At 70.3% G+C, this 23,456-nt stretch carries 11 protein-coding genes; 9 read left to right on the top strand and 2 right to left on the bottom strand.

What is annotated here, in order from left to right; genetic code table 11:
• The first annotated feature begins 117 nt into the window (after positions 1-117).
• The 5 genes from drmA to ACVHNB_RS25270 all read left to right on the top strand — a co-directional run bounded on the left by drmA (position 118) and on the right by ACVHNB_RS25270 (position 10,438).
• Entirely contained in the window at positions 118-3,954 is a 3,837-nt protein-coding gene (gene drmA, locus ACVHNB_RS25250) for a DISARM system helicase DrmA (RefSeq protein ID WP_456225963.1), read from the top strand.
• Positions 3,951-5,885 carry a DrmB family protein gene (gene drmB, locus ACVHNB_RS25255; protein WP_456225964.1) on the top strand — a complete coding sequence of 645 codons (1,935 nt, stop codon included), beginning with the start codon at positions 3,951-3,953 and terminating at the stop codon, positions 5,883-5,885. Before drmA ends, drmB begins: the two co-directional genes overlap by 4 nt.
• Before the next feature lie 13 nt (positions 5,886-5,898).
• Positions 5,899-6,669: a DISARM system phospholipase D-like protein DrmC gene (gene drmC, locus ACVHNB_RS25260; RefSeq protein WP_456225965.1), complete on the top strand. Its 771-nt coding sequence runs from the start codon at positions 5,899-5,901 to the stop codon at positions 6,667-6,669.
• 134 nt (positions 6,670-6,803) lie between these two features.
• Positions 6,804-8,156, top strand: a complete 1,353-nt coding sequence (locus ACVHNB_RS25265) for a hypothetical protein (RefSeq protein ID WP_456225966.1) — start codon at positions 6,804-6,806, stop codon at positions 8,154-8,156.
• A 131-nt stretch (positions 8,157-8,287) separates the two neighbouring features.
• Positions 8,288-10,438 (top strand): UvrD-helicase domain-containing protein, encoded by a 2,151-nt coding sequence (locus ACVHNB_RS25270; protein ID WP_456225967.1) that lies wholly within the window; start codon positions 8,288-8,290, stop codon positions 10,436-10,438.
• A gap of 73 nt (positions 10,439-10,511) precedes the next feature.
• Here ACVHNB_RS25270 and ACVHNB_RS25275 read toward each other — a convergent pair whose 3' ends face one another.
• On the bottom strand, positions 10,512-13,097 hold the full coding sequence (locus ACVHNB_RS25275; RefSeq protein WP_456225968.1) for a GmrSD restriction endonuclease domain-containing protein: 2,586 nt from the start codon (positions 13,095-13,097) through the stop codon (positions 10,512-10,514).
• A gap of 239 nt (positions 13,098-13,336) precedes the next feature.
• Between ACVHNB_RS25275 and ACVHNB_RS25280 the strand changes: the two genes are divergently transcribed.
• Positions 13,337-15,352 (top strand): N-6 DNA methylase, encoded by a 2,016-nt coding sequence (locus tag ACVHNB_RS25280; RefSeq protein ID WP_456225969.1) that lies wholly within the window; start codon positions 13,337-13,339, stop codon positions 15,350-15,352.
• Between the two features lie 39 nt (positions 15,353-15,391).
• Here the strand turns inward: ACVHNB_RS25280 and ACVHNB_RS25285 are convergent, their stop codons facing one another.
• Positions 15,392-16,885 carry a protein kinase domain-containing protein gene (locus ACVHNB_RS25285; RefSeq protein ID WP_456225970.1) on the bottom strand — a complete coding sequence of 498 codons (1,494 nt, stop codon included), beginning with the start codon at positions 16,883-16,885 and terminating at the stop codon, positions 15,392-15,394.
• A gap of 148 nt (positions 16,886-17,033) precedes the next feature.
• Between ACVHNB_RS25285 and ACVHNB_RS25290 the strand changes: the two genes are divergently transcribed.
• The 3 genes from ACVHNB_RS25290 to ACVHNB_RS25300 are packed head-to-tail and all read left to right on the top strand — an operon-like array spanning position 17,034 to position 23,450.
• Positions 17,034-18,668 (top strand): PD-(D/E)XK nuclease family protein, encoded by a 1,635-nt coding sequence (locus tag ACVHNB_RS25290; protein WP_456225971.1) that lies wholly within the window; start codon positions 17,034-17,036, stop codon positions 18,666-18,668.
• Entirely contained in the window at positions 18,665-19,846 is a 1,182-nt protein-coding gene (locus tag ACVHNB_RS25295) for a pPIWI_RE_Y domain-containing protein (RefSeq protein WP_456225972.1), read from the top strand. The genes ACVHNB_RS25290 and ACVHNB_RS25295 overlap by 4 nt, the downstream gene beginning before the upstream one ends.
• A complete protein-coding gene (locus tag ACVHNB_RS25300; RefSeq protein ID WP_456225973.1) occupies positions 19,839-23,450 on the top strand; it encodes a pPIWI_RE_Z domain-containing protein in 3,612 nt (1,203 codons plus the stop codon). Before ACVHNB_RS25295 ends, ACVHNB_RS25300 begins: the two co-directional genes overlap by 8 nt.
• Positions 23,451-23,456: the final 6 nt, after the last annotated feature.

Consider the following 23,456-nt stretch of genomic DNA (forward strand, 5'->3'; position numbering starts at 1 on the left):
AACTGAGTACACGGATGCAATGCTTGGGCTGCGCAGCTCATCGCGGCATCACTCTGTCAGTGTGCCGCCCTATCGTTGTTCGCGGGTGCCGGTCAGCACCCAGGGAGGGAAACGCGCATGCCGTCACCACAGAACGCCCCCGCTCCGGAGCCCGGCGTTCCCCATCCCGTCGACGAGGTCCCGCAGACCTTCCGGTCCGGGTCGTCGTACGACGTCCGGGAGGAACTCGGCGACCTGATCTCATGGGACCTGCTGGGGCCGTGGGCGGACAACGAGACCGAGGCGCTGCCGCCGAACAGCGCGGGGCCCCGTGACCGCTACCTCGTCGGGCTTCTCGGGCCCCGTCCCGCGCCGACCGACCAGCCCGTAAAGGTCGCGGTCGGCCAGGCGGAGACCGAGGCCAGCGCGGAGGGCGACGGGCAGGACGCGGAGCTCGTGGACCGGCTCACCCCGCAGGCGGCCGGACGGCTGTGGGCGTCGTCGATGGGCCTGAGCTTCCTGGTGCCGGCCGATGTGGGCATGCTCAGTGTCGTCGCCTCCTGGGGCCGGTACAGGCAGAGCGACAGCAAGACCGAGGACGGCCGGACGGCGCGCACGTGGTCGCGGGAGCCGGTGCGCCACGAGGTGGACGTCCCCGTCGACGCCCCGGGCACCTTCCGTACCGTCCTGGAGGGCGAGGACGAGAACGACCCGAACCGTCCCTGCATCCGGCTCGATGTGCATGTGCAGGAGCGTCCCGGCACGGTCGACGGTGCGGACAACCTGCGCTTCGTCGACGTATCGCTGATCAACGCGCTGGAGGAGTCCCGTGAACTGCGGGACGGGCAGTGGCTGTTCCAGACGAAGCTGGAGGTCACCTCCTTCGACGGGCAGTCCAGCGTCTTCCTGCCGATCGACGACCCGCTGTCCGACGAGACTGGCAGGGTCCAGGAGAGCCCCGAGGAACAGCATCTGCGGCTGCTGTACCGGCAGGAGCTGAAGCACGCGCACGGGCGGAACGTCGCCGTGCACGCGAGGGTCCTGCCGAAGGGGCGCCGTGCGGTCAAGCTGGAGACGACGTGGCTGCCGGTGAAGGACGTGCCAGCCACGGTCGCGCCGAGCACGGCGCAGCAGCCGCTGCTCGCCGGTCTCAAAGTGAGCATGGACAAGCTCGCCGACCTGGCCGTGTGGGAGCGGCGTGACGAGCTGCTGAAGGCCCTGCAGCCACTGGCCGACGGATACGACGGGTGGCTGGAGCAGCAGGCCGCCAAGGCGGATTCGCTGTCGGGCGACCTGCGGACCGCGGCGCTGCGTGCGGTCGACGAGGCCCGCGACGCGTGCGCCAGGATCGCGCTCGGCATCGACCTGCTGCACGCCGACGAGGACGCACTGCAAGCGTTCCGCTTCGCCAACCGGGCGATGGCCATGCAGCGGCGGGCCACGGCGACGGCCGCGCTGCGGGCCGAGGGCGGCGAGAAGCCGCCGACATACGCGGCGGCCTACGCCGAGGTGGACGGCCGCGGCCCCGCGGCCGCGAGCTGGTATCCCTTCCAGCTGGCGTTCGTGCTGCTCAACCTGTGCTCGCTCACCGACCCGGCGCACAAGGAACGCAGGGCTGACAGCACCGCCACGGTCGACCTGCTGTTCTTCCCGACCGGTGGCGGAAAGACGGAGGCCTACCTGGGCCTCACGGCCTACACCTTCGCCATCCGACGGCTGCAGAAGATCGCCGGGGAGGGCGAGGACGCCCGCGAGGGGCGGGACGGCGTCGCCGTGCTGATGCGCTACACCCTGCGGCTGCTGACGGCCCAGCAGTTCCAGCGGGCCTCCGCCCTGGTGTGCGCGACGGAGGTGCTGCGCAAAGAGGACGAGAAGGTCTGGGGCACCAGGCCCTTCCGTATCGGGCTGTGGGTCGGCGCCGGTGTCTCGCCGAACTGGTACGGGGACGCGGCGCAGCAGATCGCCGAGGCCACCGAGTCCGCCTCGGGTCGGCATGCGAACGTCCTGCAGGTGCTGTCCTGCCCGTGGTGCGGCGAGGAGCTGCGCGCATGGCGGGACGTGTCACCGGATGACGTACGGCGTCGCATCATCGTGTACTGCCCGCGTGGGGAGGATGAGGAGCCCTGCCCGTTCTCGCGAATGAAGGCAAAGGGTGAGGGGCTGCCGATCCTCACGGTCGACGAGGAGATCTACCGGCAGGTGCCGAGCCTGCTGATCGCGACCGTGGACAAGCTTGCCCAGCTGCCGTGGCGCGGCTATGCGGGAATGCTGTTCGGGCGCGTGACCGAGTACTGCGAGCGGCACGGTTACCGGCACGACGACCTCGACGAGGAGACCGGCTGCGGATCCCGGCACAACGCCAAGGACAAGCACAAGGCCGTGACCAGCCGGCCCATGCCGCGGCGGCTGCGCCCACCGGATCTCATCATCCAGGACGAGCTGCACCTGATCTCCGGAGCCCTGGGTACCACGGTGGGGCTGTTCGAGTCGGCCGTGGACCAGCTGTGCACCTGGCGGGTGAAGGACGCCCGTGGGCAGCTCCGCGAGACCGGACCGAAGATCGTCGCGTCGACGGCCACCACCCGCAACGCCCGCGCCCAGGTGCTGGGGGTGTTCGCCCGGGACCTGGCGATCTTCCCCCCGCAGGTGGTCGACGTCGGTGACACCTTCTTCTCCCAGCAGGTCGACGTCACCCGCGACAACCCGGGGCGGCGCTACTACGGCGTGTGCGCGCACGGGGTGCGCATGAAGGCGGCCGAGATCCGTCTCGCGGAGATCCTGCTGCTGGCCGGGCAGCACATGTTCGACCTCTACGGCGCTCCCGCCGATCCGTACATGACGGTGGTCGGGTACTTCAACGCGACCAAGGAGCTCGCCGGTATGCGGCGGGTCCTCGACGACGACGTGCCGAGCCGGCTGCGGGCCAACGGACGCCGCAGGGGCATCGCCAACCGGCTGCTGCGCGACACCGACATGCTCAACCTCCAGGAACTGACCTCCCGTATCTCGTCGGCGGACATCAGCGCCACCCTCAAGCGGCTGGAGATCGGGTTCAACCCGGAGCACGACACCTCGGTGCGCAAGCAGGCGATCATCGACGAGTTCCGGGACGCGGGCAAGGCGCGCCAGCCGCGGGTCCTGCCCGCCTTGCCGCACCGCAAGCCGGTCGACTACGTACTGGCCACGTCGATGCTCCAGGTCGGTGTGGACGTCTCCCGCTTCGGCCTGATGGTCGTCACCGGGCAGCCGAAGAACACCGCAGAGTACATCCAGGCGTCCTCCCGCGTCGGACGACAGGCCAAGCGGCCCGGCATCGTGATCACGCTCTACAACTGGGCGCGCCCCCGGGATCTCGCCCACTTCGAGGACTTCGAGAACTACCACGCGACGTTCTACCGCCAGGTCGAGGCGCTTTCGGTGACCCCGTTCACGCGGCGGGCGCTCGACCGGGGCACCACCGCCACGTATGTCTCCGCCGTCCGGCAGGCCTGCGACGAGTTCTCCGACAACGTGGACGCCGAGGGCGTGGACCTCGACGATCCGCGCGTGCGGGACGTCGAGCGGCGGCTGCTGGCGCGTGCAGAAGCGGTGGACGGGGACCGGGCCCGCGGATACCTCGCCGAGCGCATCGACGCGCTGCGCGACGCCTGGTCAGCCAAGAAGGGCGAGCAAGGAAGGCTCGGCTACCGGGGCCAGACCCGGCAGAAGCAGACGGTGCTGGGGCTGCTGCGCAACGCGGACGGCAGCGGATGGGACGTGCTCACCGTCCCGCAGTCGATGCGCGAGACGGAGAACGAGATCAACATGCTGCTGCCCGCCGACACAGTGCTGTCGGCCCCGGCCGGCAAGGCCTGGGAGTTCGGACCGCCCGCCGATGGCGGGGACGGCGCGGACACGGCGGGCGGCGACGAGTTCGGCGAGGTGCCGGACTCGGACGGGAACGGCAACGGCACGGCCAGGGGGCGGCAGTCATGAGCGGCGGCGGGTACTTCAGGCGGGTGGGTGCGGTACGACCGAGCCACCTCATGTTCACCGGCGGCGTCGGCGCCCTCGTGGACCTGCCCAACTTCTCCGTCATGGTCAAGGGCATCGACCACTGGAGCTACGCCGGCGTACCGGACCCGGTGATCGAAGAGCCCCGTCTCCGCAAGGCCGTCAATCGGTCACTGCGGCGCTACGGTCCGAACCAGGTGAGCGAGCTGCGCGCCGCGCCGTGGATCCCCGGCACCGACACCGACCCGAAGGGGTACGCGGCGCGGATCGGGGTGCCCGTGACCCCCTTCCCGCAGTGGCTGCGCTGCACGGCGTGCAACGAGCTGGCCTCCCTCGGCTCCGGCAAGTGGGGATTCGAGAACCAGAACCCCCGCCGCCCCGACGAGGCGCGCTTCTACCACGAGAACTGTTACCGGAAGAAGAAGGGCCGCAAGCCCCTCGCCGTGGCCGCCCGCTTCGCGCTCGCCTGCACCAAGGGGCACCTCGACGAGTTCCCGTACACGGAGTTCGTGCACGAGGGCCGCGCCTGCCCCGACACGACGTATCCGACGCTGCGAATGCGCGACAACGGCGGCAACCTCGCGGCCAACGTGTCCCTCGAATGTCTGGTGTGCAAGAAAGCCAAGCGCAACATCCGGGACGCGATGGGCGACAAAGGCCGGGAGAACCTGCCCCGGTGCCGTGGCCGTCACCCCCAGTTCGACGGTGTCTACGACAACTGCGACGCGCAGCCCTATCTGCTGGTCGTGGGCGCCTCCAACCAGTGGTTCCCCGTGGCGCTCAGCGCGCTGGCACTGCCGGACACCGGAACCGACTCGCTGCGCAAGCTCGTCGAGGAACGCTGGCCGGACCTGGAGGACTTCGAGGACGAGGAGGACATCGCCAGGTTCGCCAAGAAGTCCAAGCACCACCGCTACCTGCGCGACTACGAGCCCGGACAGGTCTGGCAAGCCATATCCGCCTACCGCGCGGCCCTGTCGGGCGATGAGGGCGAGCCTGAGCAGCCGCCGGGCCCCCCGGACCTGCTGACCCCCGAGTGGCAGGTGCTGTCCGCGGCGAAGACCGCCGACCCGACGGAGGACTTCGCGCTGGTGGAGGCCTCGCTCAGCGGGCCGCTGTCCACCGTCTTCTCCCAGGTGCGGCAGGTGGAGCGGCTGCGCGAAGTGCGCGCCCTCATCGGCTTCACCCGGCTCGACGCCCCCGACCCGGAGGACCCGGGCCTGGTCACCCGGGTGGACCTGGGGCGGCGCGAGCGCGGTTGGATCCCGGCCAGCGAGGTGCGTGGCGAGGGGCTCTTCCTGCGGGTGGACGATCAGCTGATCGAGCAGTGGGAGAAGCGGGTCGCGTCGAGCGCAGCCCTCGCCGCGCACGCCGCGGCGTTCGGCCGGTTCCGAGAGCACCGCAAGTCGGACCGGATCCAGGACGACTCCGACCCGATGCAGGGCTGGCCCGGCAGCCGGTACATCGCCTTGCACACGCTCTCCCATCTGCTCATCCGTACCATCGCGATGGAGTGCGGCTACAACTCGGCGAGTCTGGCAGAGCGGATCTACAGCGGCGACACCGAGGAGCGGCGGACCGGCATCCTCATCTACACGGCCGTCCCGGACTCCGAGGGCACGCTCGGCGGACTGGTTTCCCTCGCCGACCAGGACCCCAGCACCGGGGAGAACCGGCTGGCCAGGATCGTACGGATGGCGCTGCACAAGGCGGGGCGGTGCTCCTCGGACCCGCTGTGCGGCGAGCGCCTTCCCCAGGCACCGGAGGACTTCTTGCACGGTGCGGCCTGCCACTCCTGCCTGTTCGTGTCCGAGACGACGTGCGAGCGCGGCAACCGGTTCCTGGACCGGCGGTTCATCACCCCACTGGCGGGCGACACCGAACCGCTGGCGCTCATCCCGGACTTCAAGTGAGCGGACCGACCGGGTGAGCCGCAGGCGCTTCGAGGCGGCGGTCGCGACGGCCGCCGCCTCGCTCGGGCCCACGCGGACGAAGGCCCTGGCCACGCTCCTCGCCCAGGGCCGCTCTCCCGCATACATCCTCGGCAGGGTCCAGACACCGGCCGCACTGGAGACGGTCTCGTCGTTACTGGCCTCGATCACAGAGGACGGCGTGTCCTCGGCGGAAGCCGCGGCGTATCTGCGGGGCTACGCGGCGGCCTGGACCCGCCGGCGTGAGGACACCGAGGCCCGTGCGGTGTGGAGCGGCCCCTCCACACCCGGGACACCCGGCCGCGCCACCGCCCAGGTTCTGACGGAGGTCGTCGGGGCCGCGGAGCACCGGCTCGTCGCCGTGACCTACTCGGCCCGCTCGTACGCGCCGCTGACCGCGGCACTGTCCAAGGCCGTGGCCCGCGGCGTCACGGTGGACATCATCATGGAGACGCTGGAAGGCGCGGGCGGGCTGCTCTCAGGAGGCGAGCCGGCCGACGCCTTCTCCCGCATACCAGGCCTGCGGCTCTGGCATTGGCCGACAACCCAACGCGCCACTCCCGGCAGCCGGTTGCACGCGAAGCTGGCGGTGGCCGACGACCGAATCCTATTCCTCACCAGCGCCAACCTCACGGCGGCGGGCGCCGAGCGCAACATCGAGGCAGGCGTGCTGCTGAACGGCGGCCCCATGCCTGGGCGGATGGCGGACCACATAAGGGAGTTGCAGCGCCGAGGGGTTCTCGCGCGGTGGCCGGCCACTTCCTGACGCCTGGCTCCACCGACGCCGTCACCATCGAATCATTGCCATTCATATGGCTGATTGACAGCTACTCCGCTCTGGAGGCCGGAACCCGCCCAACAATGTGAGCCTCCAGTCCCACAAGATGCAGGAGGTCACAGATGGTCGCCGTCGCTCTGGTGCACAGCACCGCGCTGATGATGGAGCGGCTCCCCGAGAAACCTCCGGCGTGGCTCCCCCGTGGTGAGCGGACCTTCGCGTACCCGCACAAAGACTGGAGAAAGCCGCGCGTATGGTGCCTCGCCTTCTTCACAGACCGTCACGCCAGATACGAGCAGCGCAGGATCATCGGAGTGGGCAGCGTCTTCCCTGGCAGACGGTCGGGTACGTACGAACGAGCCCTGATCACTCGCGACTTCACCGCACTCCAGTTGCCACTGCCGCTCGTTGATCTCGAAGGCGCCATGGGCGCCAGCCGCCGATTCCTCGGCGACGACGGCCGCATGTCTCCTGCAGCCGGCGACAATTTGCTCGACGCCGTCCGGCACCTGCGGCCAGAACTGAACGGGGCACTGGACAGCCTGGAGAGCAGCCTGGGAGCCAATCCTCCGACTGGGGAGGTGGGAGAGCGGCTCAGCCTCGAGAAGGACGCTGTGGGCACCCTCCTTGAGACGTTCGGCGCGGATCGCGATCCGCTCGAAGCCTGGCAGCCGCCGCTCGGTGAGAACGGTCCCCGCTCCCGATCCGTGCCCTTCCTCGAAGGGCTGCCCACCCTCCGGCAGATCGAGGACCAGCAGATCGTTCATGACTACCTGCGCTTCCCCGGCATGGAGGGCGAGGACGCCATACAGGTCGGCTGGCGGATCTACCGCCGCAACTCCGAATCCCCTCATCGGTTGTTCGTGTACAACGCCAACCGGACACACGCAGAGACCGTCATGGGCGTCGACATGATCTACGTGAACGAGCACGCGCGCAGCGTGGCGACGGTCCAGTACAAGCGCATGCGCCAGAGCGGACGCAGCTGGGTCTACTGGCACGACGGCACCGGTGAGCGGGAGCTGAAGCGGATGGAGGCCGTGGACGAAGAGTGCAGGGCCGCGGACGACTGGGCTCGGACGAATCACCAGGGCTCCAGGACGCTGGGAGACCCGCGCCTGGTCACCACGCCGAGCATGATCAAGCTGTGCCGGACCGTTCCCTTCATGATGAACTCAGCCGCCCTCATCCCCGGCATGTACCTCACACGGGATCATTTCTGGGAGCTGCTCCATCGCCCCGAGTCTGGTGGACCGTCCGGCGGGACACGCATCGTCGAAGACTCGGTTCCCCGGTATCTGAACAACACCACGTTCACCACCTTGCTCAGGGACGGGTGGATCGGCACGCGCGGTACCGGCTGGGATTACGTCATCGACCTGATCCGCGAGAGTCTGTCCGCCGGGGGTCCGGGCTCCGTCGTCGTCGGGATGCACCGGAGCGAGGTTCCGCCCGGCAATCGCCGAGTCAACTAACGCGCAGCGCACCAGGCGGACGGCGCATCACACTTGCCCCTACCCATGGCGTGTACGGACCGGCCTTCCAAGTCGGCGCCGGTCAGTAGAGTGATCGTAGTTCCTGGAGAGGTCGGCCGGAGGGGGCGGGGATGGCGACGCTGGGCATGCATCGGGACTTCCTGATGGAGTTCGCCGCACTGGAGAAACCCGTCCAGAAGCGCGTCTTCGAGGTGTTCGAGAAGTTCGCCACAGCCACGCACGCGGGCCTCCACCTCGAAAAGCTCACGCACCAGAAGGACCCGCTGATCCGGACCATCCGCATCAACGACTTCTGGCGGGGCGTCGTCCTCAAGGCGGAGTCGGGCGACAGCTATCTGCTGCTCAAGGTGCTCCCCCACGACAAGGCGAACGACTGGGCCTCCAAGCACCGGGCCTCGGTGAACGGGGCGACGCAGGGCATCGAGATCCGCAACGACGTCGGCCTGGAGCGGGCCACGGCCGGGCTCCGGGCGCGGGCGGCCGAGGAGCCCTCCCGGCTCTTCCCAGCCTCGGAGTACCCGGACAAGGTGCTGCGCAGCCTGGGAGTGGACGAGGAGATCCTGCCGATCATCCGGCTGGTGCCGGACGAGACGCATCTGGAGGCCTTGCACAAGGTGCTGCCCGAGCAGCAGTACGACGTGCTCCTGGGGCTAGCCACCGGGATGGACCCGGCGGAGATCGACCGGGAGATCGTCCAGGCCTACGCGCGGACCGCGCCGCAGCCGTCAGACGCCTCCAAGGATGACGATCTCGCCACCGCCATGGCCCGTTCGCGCGGCCGGGTCGCCCTGGTTTCCGGGACCGAGGAGCTGCAGGAGATCCTGGCGCAACCCTTCGACGCCTGGCGGGTCTTCCTGCACCCGAGCCAGTACCGGGTCGCATACCAGGAGAGCTACGCCGGACCGGCGCGTGTCACGGGCGGGCCGGGCACCGGCAAGACGGTGGTCGCCCTGCACCGGGCGTACCACCTGGCGCGGCGGCTGCCCGCCGACGCGCCCGACGGGTGCGTGCTACTCACCACGTACACCAAGGACCTCGCCGCGGAGCTGGAGCGCTGCCTGGCACTGCTGGTCACGGACCCGGCGGTGCGCGCGAAGATCCGGGTGGTGAACGTCGACGCGCTGGCCAACGAGACGGTACGCGCAGAGCGTGGCGGCGCCCCGCTGAAGCTGGTCTTCGACCAGAAGAAGATCACGGCCCGCTGGGCGCGGATCGCCCGCCGGGTGGAGGCCGACTTCACCGATGTGTTCCTGGACCAGGAGTGGCGGCACGTCGTCCTCGCCCAGTCCCTCACCATGCCGGAGGAGTACCTGCAGGCGCCGCGGACCGGCCGGGGCAGCGCGCTGGGACCTCTGAAGCGGCTCCAGGTGTGGCGGGCGATAGCCGCGTTCGAGGAGCAGCTGCGGCAGGCAGGCGAGTGGACGTTCCTACAGGTGTGTGCGGAGGCGGCGCGGGTCATGGCCGGGCGCGAGGAGCGGCCGTTCCGGCATGTGGTGGTCGACGAGGCGCAGGACCTGCACCCGGCGCAGTGGCGCTTTCTCCGGTCTCTGGTGTCACCCGGCCCCGACGACCTGTTCCTCGCCGGGGACACCTATCAGCGCATCTACGGCAACCGGGTCTCGCTGCGCTCTCTCGGCATCCAGGTGGTCGGGCGTTCGCACCGGCTGCGGGTCAACTACCGCACCACCCAGGAGATCCTCGCCTGGTCCGCCTCGCTGCTGACGGGTGAGGAGCCGGACGACATGGACGGGGCGAAGGAATCCCTGGCCGGTTACCGCTCCACGATGCACGGCGAACGGCCCGAGACGTCCGCGCACGCGGCCAAGGCCGAGGAGACCGCGGCACTGGTGTCCCGGGTGGAGAAGTGGATCGCCTCGGGGGTGGAGGCGGAACACATCGGTATAGCGGTGCGGTTCGTCCAGTTCGGCCGGGACATCGCAGGTGCCCTGGAGCGGGCCGGGATCGCGGCATGTGTGCTGGGCGCCGGTCGTAGCGGGCCAGGGGTGCGGATCGGGACCATGCACCGGATGAAGGGGCTGGAGTTCCGCTGCGTGGCAGTGGCCGGGGTGAACGACGGCACGGTGCCGATGAAGGCCGCGGTCACTCCGGTGGAGGTCGACGCGCAACAGCACCAAGAGGACCTGAACAGCGAGTTGAGCCTGCTGTTCGTGGCGTGCACGCGGGCGCGGGAGGCACTTCGGGTGTCCTGGCACGGCGAGCCGAGCCCGTTCCTGGCACGGGTCACCGGCCCGCGCCCGTAGCGTCAAGCGGGTCTGGCCTGCGTGAGGCCCCGGGGAGTCCCCTGAGCCCCACGCCCGCGATGGATGCGGGGCGTCAGAGAGTGCCGGGGTCCTCGTCCAGCATGCGGCGGGCCTCCGCGAGGGCGGCCGTGTGCGCGAACCACTCCAGCACCGCGCAGATCTCCTCGCTATACACGGCGAAGACCTCCACGGGGAAGGATGGACGCAGATCGAGCTTGGCCTCTGCAAGCTCGATGCCCTCGATACCGTTCAGCCGGGTCATCAACTCGCGCCGCAGCGGCTCGTCGTCGAACGGGGGGCGCCGCTTCAGATACTGGAAGACGACTTCGACCGTCCCGGAGACCGGGTAGATCCCCAGTGGCCACAGCGCTCGGGTGTCGAGCGTGCCGCCGAACCGCGCCATGGGGAAGCAGCTGGTCTCGCTCGCCCGGCCGTAGGCGAGGTGGCCGCCCTGTTGTTCCCAGAAGCGGAGCGCGCCCAGAACACCTTCGGCGGTTTCCTTGATCTGGTTGTCACGCAGTTGCGCTTCGAACCGGTCGGCCGCCGACTGCTGGTCGTCTTCGGTCTGTGGGGACGGCACGGCCTCCTCGGCGGTTTCCTTGCCCAGCAGGGTCGCCAGGTCGGCCGTCGTCAGCCGGTGGGAGCGGCGGGCCCGGCCCGCGTCGTCGAAGGGAACGCCCTCCGCCTCCAGGTGGGTTCGCGCATCCCCGGACTCCTGACCGTCGGGCCACCGGAAGCCCGCCGAGACGCGGCCGTCCGCCGTCAGCACCCGGTAGGCGCCGTGCAAGCCGGCCTTGGACGCCAGGTGCTGGCCCACCGGGACGGCATGGGTGCCGATGAGCGCTGCGACATCGCCGTACGTCGTCCACGTACCCGCCGGCATGGCAAGGAGCGCGGCCCGCAGCTCCTTCCAGCCGGACCACTCGTCGTCCCCGGGGACCGTTCCGGCGACGGGTCCGGGCCACAGCCGCACCGCCCGGTCGGCCAGGCCAGCGGCGCGGTCGAGGATCTCCGCACTCCCCCACCGCTCCCGCCCGGCGATCTCCTGGTTCATGCGCAGGGCGCTGGAGTCCAGGATCTCCTGCTTGCGGCGGAACGGATGATTCGAGAGCTTGGCGTTGTCCGCGGAGAGGGTCAGATTGCCCAGTGTGTGGACGAGTAGGGCATGGAGCTCGTCCGGGCCCTGTCCGTCCTCGGCCTCTTCGGCTAGCAGGTCGAACCACTGCTGGGCGGGGTTCTGCGGCAGTACGTGCTCGACGGTGAGACGCGCTTTGGCATAGTCGACAGGCTCACTCCCCCCGTAGCTCTCCTCCAGCCTGCGCAGTACCTGGAGCCGCTGGTTGCTGCGGCCCGCCTTGTAGAAGGGCCTGGTGCGGATCGCTCCGCGGACGGCGTCGTCGTCAGGCCAGACACGCGCGCCCGTCTTGTTCTTCGACAGGATGCGGCGTACGGCCTCCGCCGGGTCCTCGTCCTTCTCCAGTTCCTTGGGCATCTCCATGAAGACCCGGTTGCTGCCTGTGGTGGAGTAGCCCGCGAAGAGCCGTCGCACCATGTAGCTCTCGGCGTACGCCAGTGCCCGGGCGGCCTGATGGGGTGTGGCCTGTCCACCGTCCACCCGGTCGAGCAGCTGAAGCGCCAGCGGGTAGTGGGTCTGGCCGCCCCAGCGGGACAGCCTTTCCAGCACCTCACGCAACTCCGGATCAGGCTCCCGTTCGGGCTCCAGGATCCGCATCAGACGTTCGGCCCGCAGAGAGAGGGACTCGATCTCGGCTTCGAGTGCCGCTTCGTCCGCGCTCTGGGGTTCCAGGCGCTTCTTCTGGTCGCGGTAGATCTCGCTCTGTTTGGCCCGGCTGTTGCCGGCCACTACCAGGTCGAGCCAGACCAGGAGTTCGAGGTTGGCCGGGCCGAGCAGCTCCTGCATGGGCAGCCAGCGGTTGCGGTAGACCCACTCGCCGCGGGTCGGCAGACACATGAAGAGGTAGTTGCGCAGCAGGTCGCTCTGGCTGAGTCCGACACCGGTGTTGTTGATCGACTCGAAGATCCGGTAGACGTTGTCGCCCTCGGCCGCGGTGATCTCGACGATCGACAGCAGGCTGCTCAGTACGGTCTCCACCGCGTCCGTCCACGCCTCACCGCCGCTCTCCTCACCCTCGGTCAGCGCGGCGAGGAAGAACCGGTAGGCGGCGCCCACGTTGCCGGGACCGCCCGCCTTGGGTGAGCTCTCGACACATGCGGTGAAGGCATCCCGGTCCGCCTGCGTCGGCAGGAGCCGGTAGTGGTCGTCACCGTTGCGGTACTTATTGACGAGCATTAGGTCGTGGATGCGATCGGCCTGCCGTTCCGCACCGCCGCGTTCCCGGTGGCGATCGCGCAGCGCGGTGAAGGCGAGCATGAGGGTGGTGAGCCGCTGCTGGCCGTCGACGACGAGCCAGCGCTGCATGCCGCCGGCGGTGATCCGGCCCGGTGCCAGCACGACGGAGCCGAGGAAGTGCGCTGCGGGGGCCCGCCCTTCCAACTGCTCCTCGACCAGCTCCTGCACGTCGTCCCAGAGTTGCTGCAGCTGCTCACGCTGCCAGCTGTAGGTTCGCTGGTAGAGCGGCACCTGGTACTGCTTCTCGCCCTGGACGAGCTCTTTGAACGTGGTCTCCTGAGCGTGCACGCGCGCTTCTCCCCCTGGATGTCCCCGACCGGCTGCCCATTTTCCACGATCAGAGGTCCGCACGGGAGTAACCGGAAGATCTCGACTCTGAACAATGCGTTCATAAACTGAGTCAAGAGACACACACCCGTGTGCGCTGCATGCCCGGTACCGTAAGCCGACGCACCGTCACGCACCGCAGGTCTGTACCACCCCCGGAGAGTCCGATGCCCGAGCCCGCAGAATCCCCCACAGTCTCCGTGCCCCTCGCAGAGGTCGCGCGGATCGCGGGCGTGGGACGTGCCGCCGTCAGCAACTGGCGGCGTCGCCACGAGACCTTCCCCGCACCGATCGGTGGCACCGATGCGAGCCCTCTGTTTTCGCTCGCCGAGATCGAGGTCTGGCTGCACAGGGAAGGCAAGATCAAGACGGCCGTCGAGCCTTTGGAGCGGCTCTGGCCGGAGTACGAGGCCCTGGGGGACCGGGATGCGATGGGTTTTCTCGTCGCGCAGGTCGGCCTGCGGCTCTGCGGGGAACCCGGGAAGCCGGACGACGGTCCTCCGGCCGCAGCGGGGGTGCTCGACGAGCGGCAGTCCGGCCTTCTGAAACGGACGCTGGAGCTAGCCGGGACGAAGGGTCCGGCGGAGACCTTCGGGTTCCTGCTGGAGCGGTGGCTGCGCACTCACGTACGGCAGATCGCGGTCACTCCGGGGCCCCTCGCCGAACTCATGACGGACATCGCTGCGGTCGTCCACGACGGCGCGGTCCGCACGGTTCTCGACCCCGCGTGCGGCACCGGGACCTTGCTTCTGTCGGCGGGACGGCGATGGGGCGACTCAGAAGGCGACTCAGGACTGGCCGAGCTCCGAGGGCAGGACAGGGACCCGGTGCTCGTGTCATTGACGCGCGCACAGTTGGCCGTCGCCGGCTACACAGGGGCAGCTCCACCGGAGATCACAGTCCTGGCCGCGGACACCCTGCGCGCCGATGCCCGTGCGGAGGTACGGGCCGATGTGGTCCTGTGCAACCCGCCCGCGAACGAGCGTGACTGGGGGCATGCGGAGCTCGCGACGGACGCCCGCTGGGCCTTCGGCCAGCCGCCCCGCACCGAGTCGGAACTCGCCTGGGTCCAGCACATCGCCGCCGCTCTGGCGCCGGGAGGTGTCGGGGTGATGGTGCTGCCGCCCGCGGTCGCTGCGCGGCGGGCCGGCCGGCGTATCCGGGCGGGTCTGCTGCGCGCAGGTGTACTGCGTACCGTGGTCGCCCTGCCGCCCGGCGCCGCGCCTCCGCACGGGGTCGGCCTTCATGTGTGGGTCCTGCGGGCAGGCGGCACCGGTGAAGAGCCGGGGACATCCCCGGCCGAGATCACCTTGGTGGACACCGCGGCCCGGCAGAACGGTCCTGGCGCCATGGGTGCCGGGGGCGTCGACTGGGTCCAGATCACGGAGCAGGTGGTGAAGGCCCTTCAAGGGGCGGGCGGAACCGGAAATGTGACGGTTCCGGTCATCGACCTGCTGGACGAAGAGGTGGACCTCACCCCGGCCCGGCACATTCCGCGCGGCCGTACCGCCGACCTGGTCGGACTGCGGCGGTCGTGGGCCCGGTTCGACGCCCATGCGAGCGAGCTCCGCCAGGCGACTGGTGTTCTCTCGGCACTTGAGCCGGTCGAGGCCGGTGACGTCGCCCCGCTCATCACAGTCGCCGACCTGGAGCGCGCCGGAGCGCTGGAGATCCGAGGCGGGCAGGCGCTGCCCGAAGCCGAGGTGGAGCGGGGTGCGCGCCCGGCGGACGGCGCGCGGGTACTGACCGGTCTCCGCCTGCCCGGGGGTCCGGAGCTGTGGCTTCCGGCACGGGCGGTGGCGGAGGGGGAGAAGACCGGCGCGCTGACCGTCACGGCCTCACAGGATGTCGTCGTATCCATGCTGGCCCGCGATTTCGATGTCCATGTGGACACCGCGGCACCGTCGGTTCTCGGGCCACAGCTCTGTGCGCTGCGCGTGGACCCCTCGGTCCTCGATCCCTGGTTCCTGGCAGGCTGCCTGCGGGCTCCCGACAATGCCCGCCGGGCGGGCACGCACGCGTCCACGACGTCCCGTGTCGATGTACGGCGGCTGCGGGTGCCCCGGTTCTCCCTGGAGGAGCAACGGCGGTACGGCGAGATCTACCGCAGGATCACGACGTTCGAAAGCGAGCTCCAGGGGCTCCGCCGGGTGGGGGGCGAACTCGTCCGGTCGCTCGGAGATCTTCTGTCCCACGGCCAGTTGCCGCGCGTCTGATCCGAGTGCCCGGTCCGCCGCTGGTCGTTGCCGACACCCCTACAGGGCGGCCAGACGGCCGTCGAGGGAGGAGATCTCGGCCCCGAAGCCTCGCTCGCCCAGTTCGAGGGCTACCTCACGGCAACGGGCGACCAGGCGGGCGGGCGGAGAGGCGAGCCGTAGCGTCTCCGTGGCCGCCTCATGCCAGTCACCGAGTGCACCCCGAAGATCACCCTCGGGCACCTTGCATTCCGCGAGGCCGATTCGGGCCTCCAGCACCAGTGACGCGAGGCGAGGATCTGCACCGTCTCCGAGCGCCACCGCCACCTCCCCGTACAGCCTCCTCGCCCGCCCTGTGTCACCGTCGAGGCGCGCCGCGTCCGCGCACACCAACTGCGCGTCCACAACAGCGGGTTCCCTGGGTCCCCATGCGGACACGGCGCGAGCGAGCGCCGATGCGAGCTGCGCGCACTCGGCAGCGGGTCCTGTGGAGTCGAGTTCGGCCCTGGCGAGGGCGATCCGGTCGGCGAACTCGCCCCGCCCCAGCCAAGAAGCGCGACGGCTCCGGCCACGCAGGGAACTTCTCGCGCGCACGCGGTCGGCGTACTCGGCGATCGGTCCCCCGCGCAGCCGGTAACGGGCCGTGGGATCGGGATGCAGCTCGGGGTCGGGGCCGGGGTCGCCGGGCGCGGGGAGGTGTGCGCGCAGCACGGCGAGGGCTTCGCCGATGCCGGCCGGGCGGTCGGCGGGCGTCTTCCCCAGCAGGTCCCACACGAGTTCGTCGAGGTCCTCCGGGATCCCGATGTTGATGCCGCGGACCCGGGGAGGAAGGTCTTCGAGGTGCTGCGTGTCCTTGTTCCGGTCCGGCTTGTCCTCGAACGGCTTCTCACCGGTGAACAGCTCGAACAGCACGGAACCGAGCGCGTAGAGGTCCACCGCGGCGGAGATGTCCTGCTGGCCGCGGAGCTGCTCCGGCGCCATGTAGCCGGCGCTGCCCGGAGTGGCACCCAGCGCGGTGTAGCGCGTGGCATCGGGGTCGGCCAGGTGGGCGATGCCGAAGTCGAGCAGCTTCACCGCCCCGTCCGCGGCGGCGATCACCACGTTGCCGGGCTTGAGGTCCCGGTGCACCACGCCGTTCGTATGGGCGTGGCCGAGGGCCTCGGCGATCTGGACGGCGATCGCGACGGCCGCGCCGAAGGGGAACGGACGGCGAAGGTCGAGGAGTTCACGCAGGTTGACCCCGTCAACGTACTCCATGACGAGGTACGGCTCCTCGTGGTGGTAGCCGCGGTGCAGCAGACGCGGGATGGCGGGATGGTCCAGTTCTTCGAGGATCGCCCCCTCGCGCTCGAACCGCTTCATCAATTCCACCCGGCGTCGGGTCCGTTCGGCCGGGCTGAACCGGCCCTGAGTGTAGGCGTCGAGGCGCAGCGCCTTGACCGCGACCAGCCGTCCGGTGGCGGTCTCCGTCGCTGTCCAGATGCTTCCCATACCGCCCCGATCGAGCGCTTCCTCGATCCGGAAGCGTCCGTCGAGGAATTCCCCGGTTTCCACCCGTACCTCCGGTTCACCGCAGCACCATGCCAGGCACAGGATAGCGGTTCACAAGACAAACAAGAGACATCGCTTGACTTAGTTCACAGTCATACGCTTCTCTGGGGTCATAGGTTCCCTTCTCCAACTCCGCCGCGAGGGAGACAGCGTGACGCTTCATCAGCCTCCGCCCGGCACGGTCGGCGACACCCGGCTCATCCGGACTTCGCTGCCTCTGCTCCGCGAGGATCCGCAGGACTGCCCCCGGGGAAATGCCCTGCGGGCCAGGCCGCTCGTGGTGCAGGCACCAGAACGACCGCGCGGAAAGCCCCTTGAGGACTTCGCGCTCGGGCCGGTGATGCGCACCCTGGACCTCATCGAGTACGAGGGAATGGATCCGCAGGTCGCGCTGCGGCGGCTCCATCGCAGCACGAAATGCCATCCGGGTCACGCCAGTTGGGCCGAGATGGCGGTAATCAACTATCTGGCCGCGCGCGAGGCGTCCGAAACTGGCCGCCGCGAGCTCGGGCGCCCCGCGACGACCCCCGTGCGCGCGCAGTGGACCGCGATCGCCCAGTCGCCGGGCGATGCGCCGGACGAGCGAGGGGCGACGCGGTACGAACGCACCGCCTGGGGGCGACGGTACGCATCCGCGGACGGCTCGGAGCGCGAGCTGTGGCTCCTCTCCGTGAACACGGTCAAGAAGGACCGCCCGCATGCGGAGATCGCCGAAGCCGCTGCCGTCACCGCCACCGGGGTCCCCACGCAGGCCGCCTTCGGCGACATCCACCGCCCCCTGGCGGGCAGCACCGTTCCTCCACGGCAGGTCAGGCTGATCGGCCTCGGCTGCGGGGACGGCCGACACACCGTCCTCGCGGACTGGGACACCGGCCGGACGGCCCATGAGTTCACCCTGCACGCCAAGCCCGTACTGGCCCGCGTGACCGAGGACGACCGGCTCAACCCCGGCTCCGGGTGCGAGCGGTGCGAAGGGCTGACGGGTTGTGAACAGCCACCCCGGGTGAACGGCCTGCTCGGCGTACCCGGTCCGCGCCGGCCCCGCAAACGCCGCTCGGTCTCCGCCACCGACCTGCGAGTGCACTCCCGCTGCCCCGCCCAGTTCCACCTCACCCGAGTACTTCACCTCCGGTCCGGCGAACCCGAGAGCGAACCCGTCCGAAGGGGGCGGGCAGTCGATGACTGGCTCAATGAGCGGCATCGCCAAGGGAGTTGCCGTGGTGCCACTCTTCCCGCCAGCCTCCCGGGGCTATCCGAGGCGGAACAGTCCCCTGCCCTGGCCATGCTCGCCCAGCACCTGCTCGATTGCCCCCTCGACGGACTTCCGCCCGATGAGCACGTACGGGTGCAGCCGCGCCTGACCGCGTACGACCCGGAGCTCGACGTGCTCCTCATCGCCGACCCCGACCTCCTCTACACCCGTTCCGGCGGATGGATCTGGCACGAGACGAAGACGGCCTCCCGGCGCCCCTGGGAGGGGCGGGAACTGATGGAGACCTACCCGCAGCTGCCCTTCGCGGTCCTGCTGATGGCGGCGGGCGTGCCGGGTGGCGATCCGCGCCGGTCGCTGATCGAACTGGAGATGCTGTACGAGGGCAGCTCGGGCTGCGAGGAGATCGACCCCGGCGAGCCGGAGACGCAGGCCGAAGCCCGCCGCATCATCGCGGAGCTGGCGGGTCCCTGGGCCGTCGACGAGACGTACGCCCCGAAGCCGGGGGGGCACTGCGCGGGCTGCGAGATGCTCGGGCACTGCGCCGCCGGCCGGTCCCACCTGGAGACCCGGTGAACGCCGTACCCGCGAACGAGGACGGTTTGCCCGTCCACGCCGCCGACTGGTCCGCCCACGACGGCATCCCGCTGATGCGCACACTGGCCTCGGCACTCACGGCGCTGGACGCCGAGACCGGACTGGACTCCTTCACTCTGCCGTACCCGGCCGAGGTCCAGCGCGCCTTGGACCGGACCGTCCTCGCCTGCCTGGAACGGAGTGCCGAGCCCCCGGCGAGCCTCCCCGACCTTCTGTCGTGGTGCCGGGAACGCCCCGTGGCCGACTGGCCGGTCGATCTCCCGCCCGACGCGGTGGGCCCTGGCGACCTGCTGCTGGACCTGAACTCCTCACGGCCGACCGAGCTGTGCCACGAATGGGCGGAACAGACCAGGGACAGCGCCCTCGTCCTGCGCGACCGGGAAATCATCCGGGCCGCGCTGCGTCTGTGCCGCGAGTACGGGGAGGAGGAGGCGTACACCGAGTTCCGGCGGCTGCTGGTCACCCGGCCAGTGCTCACCGCCGCCGAAGAGTTCGCGGTGTCGGTGGATCACGTCCTCGACCCGGTCAAGGAGCTGCTGCGCCGCATTTACCAGCCCGTTCCTGACAGCTATCTGCGGGGCGGCGCCTACGCGGTCTGCGGCCGCTGCCTGACCCTGCTGACCCCGCTGCTGCACGGCAGCGGCTGGTGGTGCGAGCGCGACCGCTGCCGCCGTCTCGGGCCGCCCCCGGTGGGACGCCGTATCCAGAAGGAGGAGGCCGGCGGGCTGCTCCAGCTGGAGCGGCCACTGCGTCAGTTCGTGACTGGCCCTGGACGGGCCGAGGTGGAGCTGGAGGCGCGGCTCACGGCTCTCGGACTGCACGTGCGGATGTGGCCAGCGTACGACGCGTACGACATGCACATCACCTTCGCCGACGGCTGGGTGTGGGCGGTCGATGTGAAGGACTGGGCCCACCCTGCCTTCCTCGGCCGGGCCGCACGGCCCGTGCCTCCGGAGCCCCGGTACGACGAGGCGTTCTGGGTGGTACCCCGGGCCAGGGCCGACGATCGGCCCGGCTATGTCGCCTCCTACGAGCGCAATCGCCCCGCGGCGGCCAGGGATCTGCCGCTGCTCACCGACACCGAACTGGTCGCCCGAGCCCGGGCCCGTATGAAGCGGACCGGGACCGGCCGCGCGCAGGAGGACCGCGATGCGTGACCGCGACGGCTGGCACAAGCCTGTCAGCCAAGAGCTCTCCCGGTTGTGGAGCGAGGTGCCCGCCGAACTGTCCGGGGTGAAACCCGGCCTGCTGTGCCAGGTCGAGCTGGCCCTGCGGCTGCTGGAACGCCTCTCCCCTCTGGAGCCCGCACGGGGCGCGTACGTCCTGTTCGGCGGCTATCCCTTCGCACGGGCGCGCGGCATCGCGGTGACCCCGGAGCACGAGGCGATGCTCACCGCCGGCCGCCATCTGCTGTGGACGCTGCGCCGAGGACGCACCTGGCACCAGGCCCTGGAGACGTACGCCGCCCTGCCCGAGCGGCTGCGCGCCTATGACGTCCCGGCCGACGACGCACCCGCGCGGCGCAGCGAACCCACCGTCGCCTCCGACCGGATCGCGGTGTACGACACCGCGCTCGCCGCCCTTCCCCCGCTGGCCCGCAAGGCGTTGCCGATCGCACCCGTCGGCCGGGCCACCTTCGTCGACCGGCGACGGCCCACCTCGGTCATGCTGCCGGAGCACCTGCGGCCCGATCCGGTGCCGGGACACGCCCCGGAAGGCGGGCGTCCGGGGCGCGGTGAGCCGATCACTCTGAAGCGTGCGGACCTCGTCGAGACCGCACGCTGGATGGACCGGATCGAGCGGCAGGAGAACGTCGAGAGCCCGGGGCACTGGGAGGAACGGCTGTCCGAACTCCACATCGCGCCGCGCGACGCCGACCGGCTCGGTTTCTCCGAGGACGGCGACCTGCGTCTGGACGGCCTGCTGCACCTCGCGGGCATGGTCGGGGCGGGGAAGTCCACGCTGATGACACTGATCGCCGTCTGGGGCGCCCGTCAGGAGCCGAAGTTGCGGACGACGATCGTCGTCGGCGATGTGGCGGAGCAGCTGCGGCTCAGCGCGCTGCTCCGCGACCTCGGTCTCGCCGCGACCCTCGTCCTGGGGCTGACCACGCGTGAGACGCATGTGCAACGGCTGCACCGCAGGCTGGCCTCCCGGGGCCTGGACAACCTCCTCGACCATGACGTGCCGGGCTTCGACGACCTGAGCACGGTGTGCGTGGTGAATGCACTGCGCGGCACCGAGGCGGCCGAACCCCTGCGGTTCGCGGACGCGCCCTGCACCTCGCTGTATCCGGAGAGACGCCGGGCCGGAAAGGAGGAGCCGGACACCGTCCCCCTGCCCGAGCCGTACCGGCCGGGTCGTCCGGCCCGGCCGGAGCGAGCCGCCCAGCCGCACCCGCCGGAGGTCAAGGGCACTCCCCACGGGTGCCCCTTGTGGTATGCCTGCCCGCGTCACCGCTCGGCGCGCGAACTCGTCGACGCGCAGATCTGGGTGGCCAACCCGGCGAGCCTGGTGCAGACATCCGTGCCGCGGCACCTGGGCGACGAACGGCTGCGCCACCTCGAGCTGGCCTGTCTGCGCAGCGACATCATCATCGTCGACGAGGCCGACTCGGTACAGATGAAGCTGGACGAGATCTTCGCCCCGTCGGCGACGCTGGTCTCGCCCGGCCCCGAGTCCTGGCTGGACCAGCTCCAGACGCACCGGATCGAGGAACTGTCCCGGCAGGGCCGGCTGCCGCTCACGGACCAGGAGATCGAGCGCTGGTCCGCCTCGCTGACGGTCGTGCACGCCGCCACCGACCGGCTGTACAAGCTGCTGATCTCCGACGAGGAGCTGCGCGAGTGGGCCGACATGGAGTACTTCAGCCCCTGGACCCTGCAGGAGAAACTGCTGGGCGACTGGTTCGCCCCGGAGCGCACCCCGGGATCCCCAGACGGGGTGGCGGACGAAGCGGAGCTGTACGAGGCATACGAGGACGACGCTCCGGAGCCGGAGCCGTCTGGCCCCGGTTCCGACGCCCGCCGCACAGAGCTGACGGACCTCTTCGACACGTTCCGCGACGATCCCCTGGGCGGCCTCGGGCCCTACGGAAACACGACGGACGATTTGGTGCGGCTGGTCCAGGATCTGCTGGCCACGCTGTCCTCCTCCGACACCCGCGCCCGCGTCCTCGCCGTACTGCGCCCGCTGCTCGCCGACAGCCCCGCCGCCGCACGGGCAAAGGACGAGACCTGGCTCGATCTCACCGCCCGACGGCTGGAGTTCATGCTGCTGCTCAGCGCCCTGAACCACCGCCTGGACCGGCTGGTCTTCCTATGGCCGCAGGTGGAGGCCGCCCTGCACCTGGACTCGACGGGCAACGAGCTCTCCCGCCGTCCTCCCCTGGACTACGCGCCGCTGGTCCCGGAGGCCCCGATGGGCAACGTGCTCGGCTTCCAGTACCTGCCCGACGACCGAGAGCAGGACGTCGACGGACGGCACAGCGGCACCCTGCGCTTCTTCCGCTGTGCGGGCGTCGGCCGTGAACTGCTGCTCTCGCTGCACGAGGTGGGAGCCGACCCGGGCGCCGGGCGCCGGGGCCCGCATGTGGTGCTGATGTCCGGAACGAGCTGGGCCGGGTCCTCCACCCGCGCCCATGTACTCGCGCCGGTCGGCGCCGTACTCAAGCCGTCTCCGCGCTCGCTGGAGGCCGTGAGCGAGTCGGTCTTCACCACGCACTTCCTCTACGACGACGAGGGCCGCCCGATGAGCCTGTCGGGAACCGAGCCGAAGACCCGGCCGGCTGCGGCGCGGGCGCTGGCGAGCAGGCTCGGATCCGCGGGCCGCGGCGGCGCCCCGAGCCCCCTTGAGCAGGAACTGGCGAAGATCGCCGACGACCGCCGACGGCGGGCGGTCCTGCTGGTCGGCAGCTACAAGGAGGCGAACACCGTCGCGGACGTGCTGCACAGCATGGAACGCTGGCACGGCCGCGTCCGGGTGCTGGCCGCCGATGACGCCGATCTGGATCAGGCGGTACGCGGGTCGGGGCCGACGTCCTCCGGATCCGACCGCGCCACCGCGCTGCGCCGAGGTGATCTGGCCTCCTTCGCCGAGGACCGCAGCGCGGAACTCCTCATCGCCCCGCTCATGGCGGTCGAGCGCGGCCACAACATCCTCAACGCCCAGCGCAACGCGGCCTTCGGCACGGCCCTCTTCCTGGCCCGCCCGCATCCGCGCCCGGACGACCTGGCTCTCGCCGTGTTCGCGATCAACGACTGGGCCACCCGTTTCGCCCGCGACGAACCGGGCCTGGCACAGGGCACGTTCAGCAAGCTGGCGGTCGCCGCAGACAGTCTCGACGAGGCGGGACTCGCGTTCCGTCATGTGGCGCGCGGCGAGTGGCGCAGGCTGCTGTCCCGCCGCTACATCTACTCGCGACTGTCCGACCCCGAAAAGCGGTCGTTCACCTGGGACCAACTGGTGACGATCTGGCAGGTGATCGGCCGGCTGGTACGCGGTGGTGTACCGGCCCGGGTGGTCTTCGTCGACGCCCGTTTCGCTCCGCGCACCGCCAGGCTGCTGTCCCCGGGAGCGGCAGCGTCCCCGCTCCCGCAGGAGGACGGGCTGCTGACCGGCCTGCGGGACGTCCTCGCCCCGTACTTCGCGGAAGGCACCGTGCCGCCCGACTGCCCCGATCCCGGCGATCCCGCGGTCGCCCGTCTCCTGTACGCGCCCCTCTACAAGGCGCTGCGGGACATCACCCACCACACCTCCTGAACGAAG

It is taken from the genome of Streptomyces sp. YJ-C3, assembly GCF_053891275.1.

Excerpts from the sequence above, each read along its gene's own strand:
- drmA (WP_456225963.1), top strand. The coding sequence starts at position 118 with ATGCCGTCACCACAGAACGCCCCCGCTCCGGAGCCCGGCGTTCCCCAT.
- drmB (WP_456225964.1), top strand. The coding sequence starts at position 3,951 with ATGAGCGGCGGCGGGTACTTCAGGCGGGTGGGTGCGGTACGACCGAGC.
- ACVHNB_RS25265 (WP_456225966.1), top strand. The coding sequence starts at position 6,804 with ATGGTCGCCGTCGCTCTGGTGCACAGCACCGCGCTGATGATGGAGCGG.
- ACVHNB_RS25270 (WP_456225967.1), top strand. The coding sequence starts at position 8,288 with ATGGCGACGCTGGGCATGCATCGGGACTTCCTGATGGAGTTCGCCGCA.
- ACVHNB_RS25300 (WP_456225973.1), top strand. The coding sequence starts at position 19,839 with ATGCGTGACCGCGACGGCTGGCACAAGCCTGTCAGCCAAGAGCTCTCC.